Raw genomic sequence first — 18,562 nt, 5'->3', positions numbered from 1 at the left:
AGCTCACCCTGAGCTGCTTTTTTTCTTATTTTGCAATGCGTACTGCTTCATTTTTTCGATTGTCTTTACAAAACCTTCTTTTGATTTTATACGAATACCACGTTTCAATTCCGCCCGTTCATAACTTTCAAGCTTTTTCATATCAATTTGAAAGAAGGAATGGATCGCGTTATCACTTTTCGGTACCCCTTTGAAAATTTGCAATATCCCTTCCTCTGAAACACCAAAATAACCACTCGTTTTCAGTAAAGGAGAAATATCATCAACTTTCTTTTGTAATACGATTTGCACATCATCACGATCAACAAGTTGCCATTCTTTATATTGCTGCAAAAACTTTTCTAAATCCGCTACTTTTTCTGTCAGTATTTCCTCGCTTACTTCTCCATCAACATACATACGCTCTAATAAAATTGTAACTGCAGGTTCTTTTTCTGTTGTTTCTGCCCTCACATCGGATCCATAAGCTAAGCAAAACATCATAACGAAAGCTTGCACTGCAATTAGTATCCATTTCATTTCCGTTCACCTCTTCTAGGCAAAATCATACTTTCATTTGTAGCTTTTCCGGAAATGGGGGTTTTATCCATATAAACAATAGCAGTAAATTTCTAAGAAAAATAAAAAATGCAGATAAGGGTTAATCCTCATCTGCATGTATCATTTACTTTTATATAAAATGAAAGACGCCTGCAAAGCAGGCGTCTTGATGCGTTTACGGCGAGAGACCAGGCGACCACATTCGCGTGTTTAGCACTTAAGCATATCTCTCGGCTTACGTAAATTAGCTCATCGCTTTGCTAATATAACATTAATAAGATAGAAGCGCAACATGTTTCTAAACATATTTGTCTTCCTCTTTTATCAAATTGAAATTTATGTAAATTATAAATTGGTTAATGTAATATATATGTTACAATTAATGCTATAAATATAAACAGGGGATGAATGCTTTGAAAAAAATTAAAGACGAGCGCCTCATACTTCAAACGTTAAAAAACATACGCGTTGCCTTTCTCTTCCAATCAATTGGTATAATCGGCATTTTAGGTTATATCGGATTCACCGAAGGAATTAATCAAATTACGAAATCTCCATTATGGTTATTATTTATTCTTACAAGTATGTTAGTTAGTTATTTACAACTAAGTGTTTCAATCGATGTAGAAAACAGTGAAAAAGAAATGAAATTAACGCCTTATTATAAAATTGTATTACGCTCCCTTGTTGTAGGAATCGTTATGGCTATCATTTATATTATTTTCAGTCCAGAAAGGCCTCTATTTGAAGCTATTCTAACAGGTAGTATTCTCTTCATATGCTTTTTAACTTCTTATTCCATTAGTTATTTCATTAAAAAACGTCGTTTACAAGACGAAGATGAATAAAGAGGAAGGGTTCCCCCTTCCTCTTTTGTTTTACTATCGTACTGTACCAGTCAGACCGTAACGAATATCTCGGAACATATTTGTTATGTCACGATTAAAATCGTTTGTAACTGTACCATTACGTAGACGTGTACTCATTGCATCGACACGAGTAAACATGTCATTTCTTACAGAAACATATACGTTTCTATTTCCAACTTCATTCGCAACAGCTTGACGAATTTCGTTCGCCATCGTTGTTTCATTCGTCGCTGGATTACGTGGTTTTACCGCAATCGCTACATCGTTTCCATATACAACTGTAGAAACTCGATCTACGTTATTCATACGTTTTACACGATTCGTAATTTTCTCTGCAGTTTTACCATCATTATTAATGTATGAATTGTTCATTGTAATATTACGAGTTGGGTGCGGATTAGCAATTTGTCCATTGTAATTTACATCACGGTAATAATTATTATATCCTGTATCGTTACGACCGTTTCTATATGTTACATAATCTGTATAACGATCGTTACGCGCTACATTATCACGATACTGGTGTGTATCATTATAAGATGTACGCTCGTAATTATAGTTACGTCCATCCATCGCATTATTATCTTTCGGTGTACCACATGCAGCTAATGCACTGGTAACTAACAAAGAAGCAGCAATAACTTTTACTTTCGTATTCAATACAAAAACCCCCCTTGTTAGAATGAACTTCTCTTTCGAAAAGCTCCCCCTTATGATGAGTAACAGAGAGGGTTTTTACACTGTTAATATTTCACTAGGAATTTTCTAGCACTTAATGTAAATTCACCATATTCCTGACTATCATGAATACAAAAAAGGTGGGAATAACCCCACCTTTTTTAAACTTCCTCTTCATCCTCTTCTTCTGAAACTGGTTCACCAAATACATTTGGTGGGTCTGGCTGATAGTACATCGTTCCTGGCTGCGGTGCATATGCTGGCTGAGTCGGTTGATAATATAAAGGATTGGCGTATTGTGGTCCACCCGGTTGCGGACTATATAACCTACTCTCTCCTCCGCATCCACAATCTTCTTCCCCTTGTACGAGTGGTGGCATATTATTATCCATTGGCATCATATTTGGATTTGGCATAGAAGTATATTGCGGTGCCATTTGTTGATACGGCATTTGATTGTATGGATTTTGTTGCTGATAATGCGGATATTGCGGCATCATTGGCTGTTGATACGGCATTTGATATGGCATCATATTTGGCGGTTGGTTGTTATCCATTATCGGCATCATGTTCGGCATTTGATTGTTATCCATTATCGGCATCATGTTCGGCATTTGGTTGTTATCCATTATCGGCATCATATTCGGCATTTGATTGTTATCCATTATCGGCATCATATTCGGCATTTGATTGTTATCCATTATCGGCATCATATTCGGCATTTGATTGTTATCCATTATCGGCATCATGTTCGGCATTTGATTGTTATCCATTATCGGCATCATGTTCGGCATTTGATTGTTATCCATTATCGGCATTATATTTGGCATTTGGTTGTTATCCATTATCGGCATCATGTTCGGCATTTGATTGTTATCCATTATCGGCATCATGTTCGGCATTTGGTTGTTATCCATTATCGGCATCATGTTCGGTGGTTGATTGTTATCCATTATTGGCATTATATTCGGTGGTTGATTGTTATCCATTATTGGCATTATGTTCGGCACTTGAATATTAGGCGGTATTACTTGCGGGATAATAACACTTTCTTTTGATACGTTTGGTGACACTATGCTTCCTATATTTTCTTTTTTCACTTGTGGCGACACTATATTCCCTACATTTTCTTTCTTCACTTGTGGTGAGACTATGCTTCCTACATTTTCTTTCTTCACTTGCGGCGACACTATATTCCCTATATTTTCTTTTTTCACTTGCGGCGACACTATATTCCCTACATTTTCTTTTTTCACTTGCGGCGACACTATATTCCCTACATTTTCTTTTTTCACTTGCGGCGACACTATATTCCCTACATTTTCTTTTTTCACTTGCGGCGACACTATATTTCCTACATTTTCTTTCTTCACTTGCGGTGACACTATGTTTCCTATATTGTCTTTTTTCGTTTGCGGAGAAATGACGTTGTTAGGTTTCATTTTATTAATTTGAGGAGCAATTAACTCGCTTCCTTTTTTTATTACATCTGAAATTTTATATTCTTTTTTCGCTTTAATTGGCGGTTGCGGTGGCTGTGGCAATACATTAATGGAAAATTTAGTGTTCTCCTTCGTAGTTGGCTTTTGTTTTTCTATAACAGATGGTTTTTGAATGATTGACGGTTTTTCGACTGGTTTCTCCTTTTGCACTTCTTTTTGTGGCTGCACCTGTACTTCTTTTTGTGGTTTCACTTGCATTTCTTTTTGCGGCTTCACCTGTATTTCTTTTTGCGGTTTTACCTGCATTTCTTTTTGCGTTTGTTGCATAGCTGGCTGCTGTGTAATAGGTGCTGATTGATACGTAATCTCATCTTCATCTTCTATTCCAAGCGGAGTTGGTGTTGATGCAAACTCTTTTTGCTGTACCTCTTTTACATATTGTTTCGGGGGCGCTGAACCCGATCCAGTCTGTTGTTTCACATGAACGCTATTCGATGGCACTTTAATTTTCATCCCTGGCATAATTAGGTCTGGATTGCTAAGCTGTGTATTTGTTTTTTTTAGCGTCTCAAAATCCACTCCGTACTTTTTTGCAATTTTCCAAAGGGTCTCCCCTTTTTGCACGATATGAATTTTCAAATTTTCCCCCTCCTGTATAACTTATCTATAAGTAAAAAACACTTTGAAGTAACACTTTCTAAACAACATTAACTTCTTTTACTTTTATCACTTCTTCTATTTTCAATATGATTCGAAGTGGAATAAGCATAGAAAAATCGCAATGATTTCCTCAACACAATGTATGCCTCTTTCGTTCTTGTTATGATTATATGTACGAAAAAAAGCAACGAAAATTCCGCTGCTTTAAACACGCTCTAACATACGATTTAATGCAAGAACTGCCTCTTCTGTTACTTGTTTCTCCACACGAATAACGTTAATCTGTTCTCCTCTTTCTATGTTCTCAAGTGCCCATAATAGGTGAGGTAAGTCAATTCGGTTCATTGTTAAACAAGGACACATAAACGGATTTAGCGAAATAATTTCTTTATCAGGGTGTTGCTGAATAATTCGGTTCACTAAATTCATCTCTGTACCAATCGCCCACTTACTTCCCGCTGGAGCAGCTTCAATCATATCAATGATATATTTCGTTGATCCTGCATAATCAGAATCGGCAACAACTTCATAACAACATTCAGGGTGAACAATAATATTCATATCCGGATGATTTTTTCGCACATTTTCAATATTTTTCACAGTGAAATTTTGATGAACAGAACAATGGCCTTTCCATAAAATCACTTGAATTTCTTCTATATCTCCATCGTACTCTAACGAATCTGTATGCGGGTTCCACACTGCCATTTTTTCTAACGGAATACCTAAATCATACGCTGTATTTCTTCCTAAATGTTGGTCTGGTAAAAAGACGAGACGTTCTTTTTGTGTAAACGCCCAAGACACCATTTGTTTTGCATTAGAAGAGGTTACTGTTGCCCCTCCATTACGACCGCAAAACGCTTTGATCGCAGCTGTTGAATTTACATATGTTAACGGAATCATCGTATCCCCAAATAATTTCGTGAGCTCTTTCCACGCTCTTTCTGTTTGTTCAATATCTGCCATATCTGCCATAGAACAGCCGGCACGCATATCTGGTAAGATGACAATTTGATCATCTGTCGTTAACATATATGCCGTTTCTGCCATAAAGTGCACACCACAAAACACAATATATTTTGCCTCTTTATTATTCGCTGCAACTTGCGCGAGTTGAAGTGAGTCCCCTGCTGCATCTGAAAATTGCACCACTTCATCTTTTTGATAATGATGTCCTGGAATAAAGAGTAATGCCCCCATTTTTTCTTTAATTTCACGAACACGCTCTTCCATCTCTAATGTAGACATCGTTTGATAACGCTCTGGTAACATTACTTCGATTGGCTGAACTTTCTCTAAAATACCCATTTATGATTCTCCCCCTCTAAACCACTCTCATTAAGCCTCAATATTAAAACTAATATCAAGTGCCTTCACTGAATGTGTTAACACTCCAAGTGAAATATAATCTACCCCGGTTTTTCCGTATTTTGATAAATCTTCAATTGTAATACCACCTGAAGCCTCCGTAACGATGGCACTTGGTACAATTTTTGAAAACTCACGAATCTCTTCTGGCGTACGATTATCGAACATAATAACATCTGCGCCGGCCTCTACTGCTTCTCTTACTTGCGCCTCTGTCTCTGTTTCAACTTCTACTTTCACCATATGTCCCAACCTTTCTTTCACCGATGTAACAGCTTTTGTAATCGAGCCAGCAAAAGCAATATGATTGTCTTTAATCATGACACCATCATATAAACCGAATCTGTGGTTAAATCCGCCCCCGCATACTACCGCATATTTATCAAACATACGTAGTCCTGGCATTGTTTTTCTCGTATCACAAATGCGTGTATGACTGCTATCTAAAGCAAGAACCGCCTTACGTGTCATCGTCGCTATCCCGCTCATACGCTGAATAACGTTTAATATAACGCGCTCTGCCGTTAATAATGATGCGATTGGGCCTTGCACGGTTGCAATTATTTCGCCTTTTTCTACAAGATCCCCATCTTTTTTATGAAGTTCAACTTCAATTCTCTGATCAATTAATTTAAATCCTTCTTCAATTACTAAGCGCCCTGCAAATACCCCTGTATCCTTTACAAGAAACGTTCCTTTCGCAAGTGCATTATCGGGAAAGATAAGCTGAGATGTTACATCTCTTTCTCCTATATCTTCTAGAAAAAATCGATTTAATGCTTCCTTAACTTTTAACGTATTCATAAAACCCCTCTTCCCCTTATTAAACAAGTTGTAGTTTTCTTCTCACTCGGATAATCTCTTTTTTCACGCTATTTCTTTCTGGATAATCAATGCGATAATGACCACCAATACTGTCTTCTCTTTGCAAAGCTGATACTGTTATAAGCTCACAAACTGTTAACATATTAATAAGCGTTATCTCTTCATTTGTAAGTGCATCATATTGTAAGATCATATTTAGCACACCGTACCTACTAAACCATCTCTTAACATATGATAAATTTTTCTCAGTTCGCACAATCCCAACATGCTTCATCATGTATTCTTGTATTTCTTCTTTCAGCGGTAAATCATTAAGAGCTATAAAACTTTTCCCTCTCTCTTCCGGCACATTTTTTCTTTCCTCTGCTGGTTTAGCTAAAATGTGTTTTCCTATTCTTCTTCCAAACACAAGACCTTCTAATAATGAATTACTCGCCAATCTATTCGCACCATGAACTCCATTACAAGCCACTTCACCGACCGCATATAAGTTTGAAATGGACGTCTCTCCGTCACAATTCGTCTTCACGCCGCCCATATGAAAATGAGCACCCGGTACGACCGGAATAAGGTTCCCTTTTAAATCAACGCCATTCTTTTTACATAATGATGAGACGGTCGGAAAACGTTGTTCAAAGTTTTGAATGGTTTCGATGTTTAAGTGCACTGTTTCACCCGCAAGAAGTTGTTCATGAATAGCTCTTGCCACTACATCACGCGGTGCGAGATCTTTCCCGGGATGTATACCCATCATAAAACGCTGTCCTTTTTCATTTATAAGGACAGCTCCTTCACCACGAACTGCTTCAGAAACAAGACCACAACATCGCCCGTCCACGTATAACATTGTCGGATGAAATTGTACAAATTCTAAATCAACAAGTTCTCCCCCAGCTCGATATATCATCGCAAGTCCATCGCCTGTAATTGTCTCATCATTCGATGTAAAGGCGTACAAGCCACCAATTCCTCCTGATGCTAACACCGTATTATCAGCATAGTAACGCTTCAGCTTCCCTTCACTATTTCGCGTTAAAGCTCCTACGCATTTATTATTTTCTATAATAAAATCGAGCACCATTTCATGCTCAACGACAGTAACATTCGGAACTACTTCTTGTATTAAATGCTCTAATAGATTTTTACCAGTTGCATCTCCTCCCGCATGTAAAATACGCCGTTTTCGATGCGCTCCTTCTTTACCAAGGTGGAGCCCTTTTTCATCCCCATCAAATTTCATTCCATTTGTAATAAGCTTACTTATTTCTTTCGGCCCCTCTTCAACTAAATAACGAACTGCTTCTTCGTTGTTATAATGGCAACCTGCCACTAATGTATCTTCAAAATGCCCACTCGGATCGTCATATGTAGCAACAGCTGCTGCAATTCCTCCTTGAGCTAAATGTGTATTGTTATTACGTCCTGTTTTTTTTGTGATAATTATCACATTCTTTTCGTGACAAAGCTCTTTCGCAACACGAAGCGCTGCAACGCCACTTCCAATAATCAAGACATCTGCACTTGGCATAATTGTTGCCTCCCACTTTACACTTTCCAACTGTCTTGACACCTATATTTACATAGTTTTAAAATAATGACAAGAGTTTTTTTACAATTCTTATTTTCACTACCATTCTAAAAATGAAAACAAATGTCACTCTTACTGAAGAGAGGAAATTAAATAATGATATATCTAGATTATGCAGCGACAACACCTATGAGCGAAGAATCTTTAGAAACATTTGTAGAAGCGGCAAAAACATATTTCGGAAATGAACAAAGTTTACACGATATCGGCGGAAGCGCATCATCTTTATTACAAGTTTGTAGAGAAACATTTGCAGAAATGATTGGGGGTAAGGAACAAGGTGTATTCTTTACAAGCGGCGGTTCAGAATCTAACTACCTTGCGATTCAATCCCTTCTAAATGCTAGAAATGGAAAGCATATTATTACGACACCTATGGAACACGCATCGATTCGAAGTTATTTTCAATCCTTACAATCGCAAGGTTATACTATTACTGAGATTCCTGTTGATAAAAGTGGGATAATTCATTTAGTAGATTTAGAAGCAGCTATTACAGAAGATACTGCTCTAGCAAGTATACAGCATGGAAACTCTGAAATTGGGACCGTTCAAAACATTGCAGAGATCGGGGCACTTTTAAAAAAATATAATGTTTTATTTCATTCGGATTGTGTTCAAACGTTTGGTAAACTTCCAATAGACGTTACAGCGATGGAGATTGATAGTCTCTCTGTTTCAGCCCATAAAATATACGGACCAAAAGGAGTTGGAGCTTGCTATATAAATCCGCAAGTTCGCTGGGAACAAATATTCCCTGGAACTTCTCATGAAAAAGGCTTTCGCCCTGGTACAGTGAACGTTCCTGGAATCGCTGCTTTTTTAACAGCCGCAGAGCATATATTAAAGAATCAAAAGGAAGAGAGCTTTCGTTTTAAACAATTAAGATCTTATTTTTTAGAGCAATTACAAACACTTCCTCTAGAAATTGAAGTGAAAGGACATTCTACTTCTTGTTTACCACATATTATTGGGGTTACAATAAAAGGAATAGAAGGTCAGTATACAATGTTAGAATGTAACCGTCATGGTATAGCCATTTCAACTGGAAGTGCTTGCCAAGTCGGTAAACAAGACCCTTCAAAAACAATGCTTGCAATTGGAAAAACGTATGAAGAGGCAAAACAATATGTCCGCTTTTCTTTCGGACATCACACAACGAAAGAACAAATTGATACAACTATTCATGCACTACACACAATTGGAAATCAATTTTATAGAGGTGTTAAATCAGAATGAAACAAAATGATCAAAAAAAGATTTTAGGCGAAGAAAGACGACAACTCATCCTCGAGTGGCTTCTTGCTGCAAATGAACCGTTATCGGGGAATGAGCTATCTAAAAAGACAAACGTAAGTAGGCAAGTTATCGTGCAAGACATTTCCTTACTAAAAGCACGAAATGAACCAATTATTGCGACTGCACAAGGGTATTTATATTTAAAACCACAAACAAGACAACAAGCTTTTGAACGCGTAATCGTATGCCAACATAAACCGGCAGAAGTACGTCAAGAACTTACTATGTTAGTTGACCACGGCATTACGATTAAAGACGTAAAAGTTGAGCATCCTGTATACGGCGACTTAACAGCATCGATTATGGTAAGTAATCGCTTTGATGTAGAGCAATATTTACAAAAAATCGAAAACACAAACGCTTCCTATCTTTCGCAACTAACAGATGGTATTCACTTACATACAATTGAAGCAGATTCAAAAGAGAAATTAGACGCAGCTTGTGAGGCACTAGATAAAGCAGGATTTCTCGTTTATTAATGTAAAAGCACAGAGTTTTTTATCATTCTCTGTGCTTTTTTTAATGATATAATATTGTAATCAATTGTAAAGGAGATCAAATATGGGAATTGAACTCGTTCACTTTAGCACCGGTAAACCGAAACAAATGAAATATAACGAAGATAAAGAAATGATAACAGGTATATGTAAGGAGCCTACAGAAGAAGCTTTCCTCTCAAAAGATGGATTCCTTGGTGATGATGTAGCGGATTTAAAACATCACGGTGGACCTGACCGCGCTGTTTGTGTTTATCCATATGAACATTACGCACTATGGGAAGAAGAATTTCAAACAACACTTCCAGCTTCCACATTTGGCGAAAACATTACAGTAACAAATATGTTAGAGCGTGATGTTTGCATCGGAGATACATATCAACTAGGCGAAGCAATCATTCAAGTAACACAAGCTCGCGTACCTTGTAGTACAATTTCAAAACGTCTTGGCATTCCTGGCATTTTGCCACGCATTGTAGCAACTGGATATACTGGCTATTTATGCCGCGTTCTTCAAGAAGGTACTGTACGTAGGGATTCTAAAATTACATTATTGGAGCGTCAACCAAATAAAGTTTCTGCCTTATTTTCTAACGAAATATATTTTCATAGAACGAAAGATAGAGAAGGTATTGAAAAAATCCTTGCCGTTCCAGAACTAGCAGATGTTTGGCGTGAAAAGTTAACAGTACGTCTTGCAAATTTGAAATAATACAAAAGATCCCACCGTATAAAGTGGGATCTTATTCATTAATCGCATTTGCTGCTCTTGCTTCAATAGAATAAACAGCTTGCTCTGCACCAAACCGATGATACGTTTTGATTAACTTCATACGTAACCTTTCTAAAAGTTTACGCGAAGGTGTATTAGCCATTTGTGTTACTGCAATTACTTTTGATAAATGTAATTCATGAAAACCATAACGGAGTACTTCTTGAACTACTTCCGTTGCATAGCCAACTCCCCAAAACATCGGCAATAATTGATAGGATACTTCAATATTCTGATTCACATCATTTGGGTCGAGCGATACTACTCCCAGAAATGCTTTTGTTTTCTTCTCCTTAACAATCCAATACCTACAGTTTTCTTCAGGATGCAACATATCATTCAAAACACCTCTAATCGACTCTTCTTCACGCGGTCCACCAAGATATTTTCTCACTTCCTCATTTAAATATAGCTCTTTTATATTTTCGTAATCTGATTTATGAACTGTATCTAAAAAACAACGTTTCGTTTCAAGCAAGTTTAACAGCCTCCTCACTTCTTACAACCAATAAGAAGAATAACTTCCCAGCACAGTGACAGAAAAACCAAGTGCTTCAAGTTCCATCATTACGCCTGGCAATAATACGTCATCATATGCTTTATCTACGTCGATTAAGAAAAAGTAATTTCCAAGACCTGTTTTCATCGGGCGAGATTCGATTTTTGATAAGTTTAATTTTCTCCATGCGAAAGCTGATAACACTTGATACAGCGCTCCTGCATAATCCGCAGGTAACGTTATCATAAGCGTCGTTTTCTCACCGCGATTTTCTCCGTTGTTTGGGAGTACTGCTTTCTTTTTCTTATGCAGAACAAGGAAACGCGTATGGTTGTTTTTATGCGTATGAATGTCACGCCTTACAATTGTTAATCCGTACTTTTCTGCCGCTGCTTCATTTGCAATGGCGGCAACTTTTTCTGCAGGATGTTCTTTCACATATTGCGCAGCAGCGCTTGTTGATGTCATATCTCGAACTGTTACGCCTTTTAATTCCTCATTTAAAAATTTATGACACTGTGCAATGGCATGCGGATGAGAATGTACAGCGTATACTTCTTTCCACACTTCTTCGTACTGCGGGTGTACGAGTAAATGTTGCTGAATTGGCACTGTAATTTCTCCTACAATGGAAAGTGGCTGCTCATGTACGAGATAATCAACCGTTATATTAACTGAACCTTCTATGGCGTTCTCTAACGGTACGACCGCATAATCTACATTTTCATTTGCTGCTGCATCAATACAATCTGGAATCGTTCGATACGGTACATGCTCTGCTTCCGGAAAAAAACGACTCACCGCCATATTTGTAAAAGTTGCTTCTGGTCCTAAATATCCTACTCGAATCATCGTCTTTTCCCCTCTTTTTCATTTTCTTACTGTTATACCATACTTTTTTATATTCTTCTATGTAAATTTCGAATATTAAAAAAAAGACTAGCATTCGCTAGTCTAAATGTTTCCTATATTCTCTTTGAGCGAGGAAGAAATACATAATGCATGCAGCGATATAAAACAGAATAAACAAGCCTACTTTTCTTAATGAACCGTCCATAAAGACCGTATTATGAAACGTGTATAACGCAACTGCACTATGCATACTTCCTACAATAATCGGCGCAAAAAATAGCATGCATAATTGCCAACGAGAAATCTTCCACACTTCTTCCTTCGTCATTCCAAGTTTAGAGAGCGCACCATACTGTTTACGATCCGATGCAATATTATGAAACCATTTAAAATATACGATACTACATGAAGTAAGAAAGAATAATATACTAATGAATGAGCCTACAAATAGAGTAATATTACCGAACTCTTTCATATTCACATATAACTCCATATTACTTCGAAATGCATCATTTGTATCTTGTTTCATATGTTTCCGTAAATCTGCATTCAAATCTTTCGTATTTTCGATATTTGGTAATGTATAACCTCTATATATCATTTTTTCAGAATCCGGAATTGTATTTGCTATACTGTTAAAATCTTCATCATTCATGACGAAAAACAGAGCATTAATGTATGAAGGGTGATAGTTAAATTGTACCCCTTCTTTCTGAACGTTATATACAAATTGATATGTTTGATTCATTACTTGCAATTGAATCTCTTTTTGATTATATAGATTTGGATAATTGCGTTTATTATAATAAACAAGTGTAACTGTTCCTTTTTTAGGATGATACATTTTCTGTTTTTGTTTTCTCGCCTCTTGATTGTATTCACTTTCCCTTATAAGCGGTGCTGCCTCTGTTTCTCCCTTATTGGACTGAAAGGATGCATACACTCCAACAAAACTCATGTATTGAAAATCATCATATCCATATTGATGTAATAAGTTTTCAATCTTGTCTTTCTCGAAAACTTCATGAGCAGAAGTGCCTTTTTCTATGTATGAAAATGAGTGTACTCCTCCGCCACGCCACATATCTTGCATGCTAGAAAAATATAAGAACACCGTACCTGTCGCCGTAACGACAAACGTTGTTGCCATAGACAACAGAAAGAAAAAGCGACTATTTTCCTTCATTCGATGTGACAATTGATTCACTATAAATAAATACGGATATGTATACATAATCCTTTTATTTCTTTTTATTACTTCTAATATTTGTGTAGCGCCATGTGTAAATGAGAAATACGTCCCAAAAGAAATGAGTATAACAACCGGAAAAAAGTATAATGCTATCGTTGTCATCGTCACTTGTAGCGCTAACGCATATCCCGTCCCTAAACAAGCAAAACCGAATAAACAAAGCCACTTTGATGTTTTCCTCTCTCGTTTATCTGTTCGAAATTCTTTTAATAACCGTATGATTTTTATATTCCATATACGTAAAGCACTTATAAAAGATAACAGAACAAAGACGAGCATATATGTAACAAACGTTACACCAATCGCTCTCATGTCAAATATGACAGGGAGTTCTTTCGGAAGATGAAGTAACATACTAAATACCATAAAAAAGAGTTTCAAAAAAATCATGCCAAGCCCAATACCGAAAATATTAGCGAAAATTCCGATCAATGTTTGCTCGGTCATTATCACTCCTATTACATTAGACTTCGTCGCTCCCATTAACATATATAATCCTAATTCTTTCTTACGTGCTTCTATGAAAATAGAAGTAGAATACAAAATAAATACGACGAAAAAAGAAATAATTATAACGTTACATATGATAAGTCCCCAGCGTACGTTTTGATACCACATCGTCTCTTGCATGTATGGATGTACAATAACAGACATGTATGCGTAAGAAGCAAATATTGCAAAACAACTACTTAAGAAAAACACTTTATAATTACGCCAATTCCCCTTTATATTTTGCAGCGCTAGTTGCCGAATGTTCATCTATCGTCCTCCTGTAACTTACTACATACGTAAAAAGCTAGAGGTTCCCCTAGCTTTTTACGTGTTTTAAATATCCTCTTTGCGCAATCATAAAGTAAATGGCAGAAGCTAAAATGTATGCTCCAATTACAATCGCACCTGATTTCCATAAATCAATATAAAGCATTTTCCCTAACGTATGCAGGGCAAATCCACTATGAATTGTACCGATTAAAATTGGGATAAAGAAGATAACACCCATTTGTCGAATTGCAATTTTACGAATTTCTTTATCTGTCATACCAATTCTTTTCAATGACTTAAATTGAATACGATCTTGTTCTTTATCGTTAAACCATTTAAAGTATGTCATGCTACAAGCAAAGAAGAAGAACAGTACTGCTACGAAGAAACCGATGAACATTGTGATTGCTCCACCTTCTCTTATATCTTTATAAGCAAACACTGCGTTTCTCAATTCCCCTTGCTTTTCTGGTGCAATTTCCTTTTTCAAATCTAGCACAAGGTCTTCCGTACTTTTCCAGTCTTCAATATAATAACCATAATATTTCGTCTTTTCTTCATCTGGTACGAGCTTTTCGTATTTCTCAAAATCTTGATCATTCACAATGAGATATTCGCTATCATTAAAAACAGAATATGACGTTGGCTCATTTAATTGAACAGACTGCCTTTGTCCGTTGATTGTAAATTCATACGGTTTCGTACGATCTATCTTCATAAGTTCATTTGCTGCATCAACCATAACCATCGTCGCACTACCTGGTGCATTATGAACCTCTGTAATTTGCTCTTTCTTTTGTTTACGCACTTCCGCGTTATATTCTTTTTCTGAAATAATCGTCATTGGTACTTCACGTTCACTGTTAAACAACATTATTTTCTGTGTTGCAGGTAGTTTTACGTAAGTTACTTTTCGTGCATCTTCAAACCCATGTTTTTTTACAATCTCTTGTTCTTTTTCTTCATTAATCAGGCTATGCGTATTTAGTCCCTTTTCCTCATATGAAATAGCATGCGGCGTAAGCTCTACCGTTTTCGCACTCATATTTTCAAAATATACATAAAGCGTACCAACCGCTGAAGAAACAACCGCCGTAATAATAGAAATGACAAATAGAAAACGAGCATTATCTTTCATTTTATAAATAAGATTGCTAAGGACAAACATATTCGGATACGTATAAAAAGATTGTTTTCTTTTTTGCAATGCTTTTAATACGACTGTACTACCTTGTGTAAATAATAAATACGTTCCGCCAATTGTCAGTCCTACAATTGGTAATAAATACATAATAAAATTCATAATTGTTACTTGGAAACAAAGTATATACGCCGCAATAATACAGCCTATACCGACTACACCTAACCATGTAAATGCAAAAGGCTCTACTTTTTGTTTTCTTGCCTCTCTTAATAAATCAATAATTTGCAAGCGTCCTACTGTCCAAACACTAAACAATGATAGTATTAAAAAGAGGATAAAGTATATGCCAGCTGTAATAAGAACTGCTTTTCCATTCCACACAAGTGGCAGTGTTTTATCAATTTCTAGTAAGACACTGAGTGCTTGGAAGAAAAGTTTTGAACAAAGCATTCCAATCCCAATACCTACTACAATAGCAATACTACCTAACATCAGTTGCTCTAATATAATCATTCGGCCGAGCTGAGACTTCGTTCCACCTATTAATGTTAATAAACCGAATTCTTTTTTTCTTGCTCGTAAAAACGTTGAATTCGCATATAAAATAAAGAGTGCTGAGAAGATGACTACAATATAATTCATCGATTCTAATCCTTTTGTAATCATCGTCTTCATACTAATATTACCGCTTACGACATCTGGATGATAAATGAAGGAAGCATACATGAAAAATACGACAATCGATAAACAACTACTAATAAGGAACGCTTTATAATTACGCCAATTTCCTTTTACATTGTTAAACGCGAGCTGGCGAAAGTTCATGATATTCCCCCCCTAGCATCGCAAGTACGTCCAGAATTTCTTGGAAAAAGGCTTGTTTCGTTCTTCCTTTATGTATTTCTGAGAAGATCTCTCCATCACGTATGAAGAGGATACGTTCACAATAACTAGCCGCTACCGGATCATGCGTTACCATTGCAATGGTTACTTTCTTTTGCTCATGTAAATCTTGAAGTGCTCCCATTAATGATTTCGCTGACTTAGAATCTAAGTTTCCCGTTGGTTCATCCGCTAAAATTAATGTTGGTTCATGAATAATTGCCCTTGCAGCAGCTGCACGTTGTTGTTGTCCGCCTGATACTTCATATACTTTTTTATTTAAAATTTCTTCGATGTTTAAAAACCTCGCAATTTCAAGTACTTTCGCATCAATTTCTTTTACAGATTTCTTCGCCATTACAAGCGGCAAAATAATATTTTCTTTAATCGATAACGTATCAAGTAAGTTAAAATCTTGGAAAATGAATCCTAAATGTGTACGGCGAAATTCCGCCAATTTTGCAGCGCGCATTTGATTAATTTCTTCACCATTTACAAGCACATGACCTGAAGTTTGCTTATCAATTGTCGCTAATAAATTTAAAAGCGTTGTTTTACCGCTCCCTGAAGGCCCCATAATTCCTACAAATTCGCCTTCTTCAATTTTAAAATTTATATCATTTAAAGCAGTCGTCGCTACTGAACCTTTTGATTGATACACCTTTGTTAACCCTTTTACTTCAAGAACACGCATTTCTAATCCCCCTATGTGTTTTCTTCTTACATTTACTATAAGAAAAATAAGAAAAAGAAACGAGTGATTTTCCTTACAAAACGTTTTGTTATCTTACAGTTTTGTCATTTTTCTCATTAATGTATGATATTCTTCATCTTTTGCAAATTGGAACGTAAAAGTTGTCCCTTCTCCTTCAGCCGATTGAACATAAATTCTATGATGTAAATTATCGCAAATTTCTTTCGTAATATATAAGCCCATTCCAGTCGCTTCCCTCGTTTTACGGCCGTTTACCCCCGTAAAGAATGGGTCAAATATACGCTTTACATCTTGCTCTGGAATACCGATTCCATTGTCCTTAATATGTAATAGCACCTTTTGATCTTTCTCTTCAATTTGAAATTGAATTTCTTTTTTCCCTGCTTCTGAAATTTTTGTATACTTAATTGCATTCACAACAATTTGGCTCATAGCGATACTAAGCCACTTTCTATCAGACGCAATCATACAAGTCTCTTCTTCAAACATCATTTTCGGAAATACAGAAGATTGAATGAACGACTTTCGATTTTCATTAATAATATCTCGAATGACCTCTATAACATTTACTACTTCTACTTTATAATCTTTCGAAAACTGATCTAACCTTGCCATATGTAACGCTAAATCTAACCCATTTAAAATACGGTTATTTTCTTCACGAATACTTTCAATCGTTCCCCTTGCTTCACGGTGTTCCTTACCATATTTCTGTAACAATAATTCAATAACGGATACTGGTGTTTTCATTTGATGGATCCATTGATTCATGAAAATCATTTGCTGTTGCTCTTTTGCATGCTGCTTATGAACTTCATTCATATATTGCTGCCTTAATAGCGTAAACGCTTCAACAACCAGTTCTTGCTCTGACGTATAAGAAGTATCGATAAGTAAAGAGTCATGTAATGTATGTCCACCGGCAATATACTGTTCTATTCTCTTTAAAAACACACTTCGTTTTCGGTAATCGTAAATAAGGTATACACTAAACACAACTGTCCCTAATAACAGTCCGTATAGCCATGTACTCCAGTCCAGCGAACGCTTTTCTAAAAGACTTTGCAACTGCAATACGAGCCCAAATAAACAAAGGCTTATAATGTAAGAAAGGATTAAGGAAAAACGGTCTATGAGGTAGCTTTTAACCTTCATGCCCTTCGCCCCACTCAGTAAGAAGAGCATAACCGTACCCACGCTTTGTGACAATTGCATTTTTAATACCTAACTCCTCAAGTTTCTTCCTTACACGCTTTACATTCACAGTTAATGTATTATCATCAACAAAAGCTACTTCATCCCATAAGGCCTCTAACAGCTCTTCACGTGTCACGTATTGATTCGCTTGTTTCATTAAACATTCTAATAAATAAAATTCATTTTTTGTAAGTTCAGTTTGTTGCCCTTTCCACTCTACTGTGTGCTGTGATGGGAATAATAACAATCCATTAACACCTAAACAATCACTTTCCGCGGCCAAAGCATACTCACCATATCCGCGGCGAAGTGCACTCTTCACCTTTGCCATTACGATATCTAAATGGAATGGCTTTGTAATATAATCATCCCCGCCATTCTCAATCGCCATCACTTGATCCATTTCCCCTGTCCTTGCAGAAACGAAAATAATTGGCGCATTCGATACAATGCGGATTTGGCGGCACCAGTAGAAGCCATCAAAGTATGGTAAATTAATATCAAGTAACACGAGATGAGGACTTACTTTTACAAACTCATCTTTTATATGCCGTAAATCGCTTACTCTGAAAGATTGATATCCATACCTTTCTAAATGCCCCTCTAATATTTCTGCAATTTTTTCATCATCTTCTACAATTAATATTTTATACATGTTCCTTTTCTCCCCATAAAATATTCTTCTAAAATCACTCCTTTTTCTATTATAAATTGAAAC

At 36.4% G+C, this 18,562-nt stretch carries 16 protein-coding genes and 1 pseudogene; 4 read left to right on the top strand and 13 right to left on the bottom strand.

Annotated features, from left to right (window positions below):
• Nucleotides 1-3: 3 nt before the first annotated feature.
• Complete coding sequence (locus ACE38F_RS06865) at nucleotides 4-519, bottom strand: BofC C-terminal domain-containing protein (protein WP_375369604.1); 516 nt, start codon at nucleotides 517-519, stop codon at nucleotides 4-6.
• A gap of 434 nt (nucleotides 520-953) precedes the next feature.
• Here ACE38F_RS06865 and ACE38F_RS06860 point away from each other — a divergent pair, with 434 nt between their 5' ends.
• A complete protein-coding gene (locus ACE38F_RS06860; protein ID WP_375369606.1) occupies nucleotides 954-1,388 on the top strand; it encodes a branched-chain amino acid ABC transporter substrate-binding protein in 435 nt (144 codons plus the stop codon).
• Between the two features lie 33 nt (nucleotides 1,389-1,421).
• Here the strand turns inward: ACE38F_RS06860 and ACE38F_RS06855 are convergent, their stop codons facing one another.
• The 5 genes and pseudogenes from ACE38F_RS06855 to nadB all read right to left on the bottom strand — a co-directional run bounded on the left by ACE38F_RS06855 (nucleotide 1,422) and on the right by nadB (nucleotide 7,913).
• Nucleotides 1,422-2,069 carry a YhcN/YlaJ family sporulation lipoprotein gene (locus ACE38F_RS06855; protein ID WP_375369607.1) on the bottom strand — a complete coding sequence of 216 codons (648 nt, stop codon included), beginning with the start codon at nucleotides 2,067-2,069 and terminating at the stop codon, nucleotides 1,422-1,424.
• Between the two features lie 1,942 nt (nucleotides 2,070-4,011).
• Nucleotides 4,012-4,168, bottom strand: a pseudogene (safA, locus tag ACE38F_RS06850) (SafA/ExsA family spore coat assembly protein); the annotation flags it as partial.
• A gap of 225 nt (nucleotides 4,169-4,393) precedes the next feature.
• Nucleotides 4,394-5,500, bottom strand: coding sequence for a quinolinate synthase NadA (nadA, locus tag ACE38F_RS06845; RefSeq protein WP_375369608.1), 1,107 nt, complete (start codon nucleotides 5,498-5,500; stop codon nucleotides 4,394-4,396).
• A 30-nt stretch (nucleotides 5,501-5,530) separates the two neighbouring features.
• Complete coding sequence (gene nadC / locus ACE38F_RS06840) at nucleotides 5,531-6,364, bottom strand: carboxylating nicotinate-nucleotide diphosphorylase (protein WP_375369610.1); 834 nt, start codon at nucleotides 6,362-6,364, stop codon at nucleotides 5,531-5,533.
• A 19-nt stretch (nucleotides 6,365-6,383) separates the two neighbouring features.
• Nucleotides 6,384-7,913 (bottom strand): L-aspartate oxidase, encoded by a 1,530-nt coding sequence (gene nadB / locus ACE38F_RS06835; RefSeq protein WP_375369611.1) that lies wholly within the window; start codon nucleotides 7,911-7,913, stop codon nucleotides 6,384-6,386.
• A 153-nt stretch (nucleotides 7,914-8,066) separates the two neighbouring features.
• On the opposite strand from nadB, the gene ACE38F_RS06830 reads away from it, so the two are divergent.
• The 3 genes from ACE38F_RS06830 to ACE38F_RS06820 all read left to right on the top strand — a co-directional run bounded on the left by ACE38F_RS06830 (nucleotide 8,067) and on the right by ACE38F_RS06820 (nucleotide 10,481).
• A complete protein-coding gene (locus ACE38F_RS06830; protein WP_375369634.1) occupies nucleotides 8,067-9,212 on the top strand; it encodes an IscS subfamily cysteine desulfurase in 1,146 nt (381 codons plus the stop codon).
• Nucleotides 9,209-9,751 carry a transcription repressor NadR gene (locus tag ACE38F_RS06825; protein ID WP_215554285.1) on the top strand — a complete coding sequence of 181 codons (543 nt, stop codon included), beginning with the start codon at nucleotides 9,209-9,211 and terminating at the stop codon, nucleotides 9,749-9,751. The genes ACE38F_RS06830 and ACE38F_RS06825 overlap by 4 nt, the downstream gene beginning before the upstream one ends.
• 82 nt (nucleotides 9,752-9,833) lie before the next feature.
• On the top strand, nucleotides 9,834-10,481 hold the full coding sequence (locus tag ACE38F_RS06820) for an MOSC domain-containing protein (protein WP_375369613.1): 648 nt from the start codon (nucleotides 9,834-9,836) through the stop codon (nucleotides 10,479-10,481).
• Between the two features lie 31 nt (nucleotides 10,482-10,512).
• Here ACE38F_RS06820 and ACE38F_RS06815 read toward each other — a convergent pair whose 3' ends face one another.
• From ACE38F_RS06815 to ACE38F_RS06785, 7 genes are all read right to left on the bottom strand, one after another.
• Nucleotides 10,513-11,019 carry a GNAT family N-acetyltransferase gene (locus tag ACE38F_RS06815; protein ID WP_375369614.1) on the bottom strand — a complete coding sequence of 169 codons (507 nt, stop codon included), beginning with the start codon at nucleotides 11,017-11,019 and terminating at the stop codon, nucleotides 10,513-10,515.
• A gap of 21 nt (nucleotides 11,020-11,040) precedes the next feature.
• A complete protein-coding gene (pheA, locus tag ACE38F_RS06810; protein WP_002112030.1) occupies nucleotides 11,041-11,892 on the bottom strand; it encodes a prephenate dehydratase in 852 nt (283 codons plus the stop codon).
• Nucleotides 11,893-11,989: 97 nt separating this feature from the next.
• Nucleotides 11,990-13,903, bottom strand: coding sequence for an ABC transporter permease (locus tag ACE38F_RS06805; RefSeq protein WP_375369616.1), 1,914 nt, complete (start codon nucleotides 13,901-13,903; stop codon nucleotides 11,990-11,992).
• Nucleotides 13,904-13,952: 49 nt separating this feature from the next.
• Nucleotides 13,953-15,875 carry an ABC transporter permease gene (locus tag ACE38F_RS06800; protein WP_375369617.1) on the bottom strand — a complete coding sequence of 641 codons (1,923 nt, stop codon included), beginning with the start codon at nucleotides 15,873-15,875 and terminating at the stop codon, nucleotides 13,953-13,955.
• Nucleotides 15,850-16,626 carry an ABC transporter ATP-binding protein gene (locus tag ACE38F_RS06795; protein WP_375369618.1) on the bottom strand — a complete coding sequence of 259 codons (777 nt, stop codon included), beginning with the start codon at nucleotides 16,624-16,626 and terminating at the stop codon, nucleotides 15,850-15,852. The genes ACE38F_RS06800 and ACE38F_RS06795 overlap by 26 nt, the downstream gene beginning before the upstream one ends.
• A 93-nt stretch (nucleotides 16,627-16,719) precedes the next feature.
• The gene (locus tag ACE38F_RS06790) at nucleotides 16,720-17,802 is read right to left on the bottom strand and encodes a HAMP domain-containing histidine kinase (RefSeq protein WP_016100220.1); all 1,083 of its coding nucleotides are present in this window, start codon (nucleotides 17,800-17,802) and stop codon (nucleotides 16,720-16,722) included.
• Nucleotides 17,792-18,499 carry a response regulator transcription factor gene (locus tag ACE38F_RS06785; RefSeq protein WP_215554293.1) on the bottom strand — a complete coding sequence of 236 codons (708 nt, stop codon included), beginning with the start codon at nucleotides 18,497-18,499 and terminating at the stop codon, nucleotides 17,792-17,794. The genes ACE38F_RS06790 and ACE38F_RS06785 overlap by 11 nt, the downstream gene beginning before the upstream one ends.
• Nucleotides 18,500-18,562: the final 63 nt, after the last annotated feature.

This window comes from Bacillus altaicus, from assembly GCF_042136375.2.
Classification (GTDB): domain Bacteria; phylum Bacillota; class Bacilli; order Bacillales; family Bacillaceae_G; genus Bacillus_A; species Bacillus_A cereus_U.
The sequence above is the reverse complement of the archived record's forward strand: the minus strand, read 5'-3'. Positions and strand labels throughout refer to the sequence as shown.